3 protein-coding genes are annotated in these 3,724 nt (G+C 66.1%); 2 read left to right on the top strand and 1 reads right to left on the bottom strand.

Annotated elements, in window-relative coordinates; translation table 11 throughout:
• The first annotated feature begins 167 nt into the window (after window positions 1–167).
• A complete protein-coding gene (locus tag QMX81_RS20600; RefSeq protein ID WP_152152678.1) occupies window positions 168–2,039 on the top strand; it encodes an ABC transporter ATP-binding protein in 1,872 nt (623 codons plus the stop codon).
• 95 nt (window positions 2,040–2,134) lie between these two features.
• Complete coding sequence (locus QMX81_RS20605) at window positions 2,135–2,914, top strand: ferredoxin--NADP reductase (RefSeq protein ID WP_121038039.1); 780 nt, start codon at window positions 2,135–2,137, stop codon at window positions 2,912–2,914.
• Window positions 2,915–3,022: 108 nt separating this feature from the next.
• Here QMX81_RS20605 and QMX81_RS20610 read toward each other — a convergent pair whose 3' ends face one another.
• Complete coding sequence (locus tag QMX81_RS20610; protein WP_282264307.1) at window positions 3,023–3,505, bottom strand: glutathione peroxidase; 483 nt, start codon at window positions 3,503–3,505, stop codon at window positions 3,023–3,025.
• Between the last annotated feature and the right edge of the window lie 219 nt (window positions 3,506–3,724).

Below are 3,724 nucleotides of genomic sequence, written 5' to 3' on the forward strand. Positions count from 1 at the left end.
CTGGCCGGCTCTGCACGATGCTGGCTGCCACCTGGAGCCGGCCAGCGGCCGGCACTGCCGGGCTGCGGTCCGCGCGCACTCCTGCGCTGTGGTGCGTATGCGTCCGCAATCTGCGCGTGCATTGAATTCATGCATCAACCACGGTCACGACGCGCACAATGTCGCCCATGCCCGCCTCCCCCGCTGCCGGTGCACCCGGCCAGAAGAATCCCAGCCTGCGCGAGCGCGTCAACGCGATGCGCAATCTGCCCCCGTTCCTGCGCCAGGTCTGGCAGACCAGCCCCGGGCTGACCCTGGCCAGCCTCGGCCTGCGCGTGATCCGTGCATTGCTGCCGGTGGCGATGCTGTATGTCGGCAAGCTGATCATCGATGCGGCGGTACTGCTCAGCCAGCACGATGCGGGCTTCCCGCCGTTCGGCGAGGCACTTTCCAGCGGGCTGCTGAACCCGCTGCTCGGTCTGCTCGCACTCGAGTTCGGCCTGGCCATGGCCTCGGACCTGCTCGGCCGCATGGTCAGCTACGCCGATACGTTGCTGTCGGAGCTGTTCACCAACGTCACCAGCGTGCGCCTGATGGAACACGCCGCCGAACTGGACCTGGAGGATTTCGAAGACCCCGACCTGCAGGACAAGCTGGACCGCGCACGCCGCCAGACCATGGGCCGGATGAACCTGATGAGCCAGCTGTTCGGCCAGGTGCAGGACAGCATCACCGTGGCCAGTCTCGCGGTCGGCCTGATCGTGTACGCGCCCTGGTTGATCCTGCTCCTCGCGGTGGCGCTGATCCCGGCGTTCATCGGCGAATCGCATTTCAACGCTGCCGGCTACAGCCTCAATTTCCAGTGGACGCCCGAGCGCCGCCAGCTGGAGTACCTGCGCCAGATCGGGGCCAGCGTTGAGACCGCCAAGGAGGTGAAGATCTTCAACCTCCATCGCTTCCTGATCGACCGCTACAAACGGCTGGCCGAGAAGTTCTACCTCGCCAACCGCGCCCTGGCGCGCAAGCGTGCGATCTGGGGCACGCTGCTCGCCGCGCTGGGAACGCTCGGGTACTACGCCGCGTACGCTTACATCGCCTGGCGCACCGTGCGCGGCGATTTCTCGATCGGCGACCTCACCTTCCTGGCCGGCAGTTTCCTGCGCCTGCGCCAGCTGCTGGAAGGCCTGCTGATCGGTTTTTCGCAGGTCGCTGGGCAAGCGCTGTATCTGGACGACCTGTTTTCGTTCTTCCAGATCGAACCGGAGATCCATTCGCGCCCGGACGCCATCGCCATCCCACAACCGATCACCCAGGGCTTCGTGTTCGAGAACGTCGGCTTCCGCTATCCCGATGCCGAAAGCTGGGCGGTGCGCCATCTGGATTTCGACCTGCGCGCCGGCGAAGTGCTGGCGCTGGTCGGCGAGAACGGTGCCGGCAAGACCACCCTGGTCAAGCTGCTGGCCCGCCTGTACGACCCCGATGAAGGCCGCATCCTGCTTGATGGCCGCGACCTGCGCGATTACGACCTCGATGACCTGCGGGCCAACATGGGCGTGATCTTCCAGGACTTCGTGCGCTACAACCTCAGCGCCGGCGAGAACATCGGCGTCGGCCTGGTCGAGGCGATGACCGACGACGCCCGCATCCGCGATGCTGCGCGCCGTGGCATGGCCGATGAAGTGATCGCCGGCCTGCCCGGCGGCTACGACCAGCTCATCGGCCGCCGCTTCAAGATGGGCGTGGACCTGTCCGGTGGGCAATGGCAGAAGATCGCGATCGCCCGCGCCTACATGCGCGATGCGCAGGTCATGATCCTCGATGAACCCACCGCGGCCCTGGATGCCCGCAGCGAGTTCGAGGTGTTCCAGCGCTTCAAGGAACTGTCCGACAACCGCACCGCGGTGCTGATCTCGCACCGCTTCTCCTCGGTGCGCATGGCCGACCGCATCCTGGTGCTGGCCGGCGGCCGGATCGAGGCCAGCGGGACCCACGCCGAACTGATGACCCAGGGCGGCCGCTACGCCGAACTGTTCGAGCTGCAGGCCGCTGGCTACCGCTGAAACCCACGCCTGGCGGGCCTGTCCAGCCAGTCAATGAGAATTTATCTCATTTGAGATAAACTAGACCCGACGAAACCGACCAGAACCCCACCCCCATGTCTTCCGCTTTTGGCGCCGAAACGGTGCTTGAGGTCCGTCACTGGACCGATGCCTACTTCAGCTTCACCACGACCCGCGACAGCGGCTTCCGCTTCGAGAACGGCCAGTTCGTGATGATCGGCCTGGAAACCGAGGCGCGGCCGCTGCTGCGCGCGTACTCCATCGCCAGTGCCAACTGGGAAGAAAACCTGGAGTTCTTCAGCATCAAGGTCCAGGACGGCCCGCTGACCTCGCGCCTGCAGCACATCCAGCCGGGCGACAAAGTGCTGGTCGGCAAGAAGCCCACCGGCACCCTGCTGATCAGCGACCTGCACCCGGGCAAGCACCTGTACCTACTCGGCACCGGCACCGGCCTGGCGCCGTGGCTGTCGGTGATCAAGGACCCGGAAACCTACGAGCGCTTCGACAAGGTGATCCTCACCCACGGCGTGCGCTACGAAAAGGACCTGGCCTACCGCGACCTGTTCGAGAAGGAACTGCGCGAGCACGAATTCCTCGGCGAGATGATCGGCGACAAGCTGCTCTACTACCCGGCCGTGACCCGCGAAGCCTTCCCCAACCAGGGCCGGCTGACCTCGCTGATGGAAAGCGGCGAGATGCAGAAGACCCTCGGCCTGCCGCCGCTGGATCCGGAAAACGACCGCGCCATGATCTGCGGCAGCCCGCAGATGCTGGCCGACTTGCGCACCGTGCTGGACAGCCGCGGCTTCCAGACCTCCCCGCGCATCGGCACGCCGGGCCACTACGTGTTCGAGCGCGCCTTCGTCGAAAAATGACGTAGAGCCACGCCATGCGTGGCTGGGCCGGCGAAGATCATGCAACACGAGCAGCCGGCCAGCGGCCGGCACTCCCCGATCCCGGCCCGTCGTGGTCGGGCAACCGCCTCAGCCCAGCGCCGCCTCGATATCCCCGCGCAGCGATGCCGGCGTGTCGGTCGGCGCGTAGCGCGCCAGCACCTGCCCATCGCGGCCGACCAGGAACTTGCTGAAGTTCCACTTGATCCCGCGCGTGCCCAACACCCCGGCCTTCTCGGCCTTGAGCCACTGCCACAGCGGATCTGCGCCGGCGCCGTTGACCTCCACCTTGTCCGACATCGGGAAACTGACCCCATAGGTCAGCGAACAGAATTCCCCGATCTGCGCCGCATCGCCCGGCTCCTGGTGCCCGAACTGATCGCAGGGAAACCCGATCACCACCAGCCCCCCCGCCCCGAACTCCCGCCACAGCGCTTCCAGCCCCTCGTACTGCGGCGTAAAGCCGCACTTGCTGGCCACATTGACCAGCAACAACACCTTGCCCCGATACTGCGCCAACGCCTGCGGCTGGCCGGACAGATCCACGAACGGGAAATCGAAGGCAGTGGTCATGGCAGGGGTTCCGGTGGAAAGACCTCATCTTAGCTCGCCCGCTGGACTTGTCCTGCACGGCTGGGGAGCCGGCCAGCGGCCGGCACTACCGCTCCTAATCTTGGCCGCACGCCGCTTTTCGAGGCGCCGGACAGTGTCCAGCGCGGGGCGGGTGGGGGTTGGCGGGGCCGTAGTGCGCCATGGATGGCGCACTACGAGCGTACATGGACGTATTCACAG

Source organism: Stenotrophomonas sp. PS02301, from assembly GCF_029959485.1.
GTDB classification, from domain to species: Bacteria; Pseudomonadota; Gammaproteobacteria; order Xanthomonadales; family Xanthomonadaceae; genus Stenotrophomonas; species Stenotrophomonas maltophilia_Z.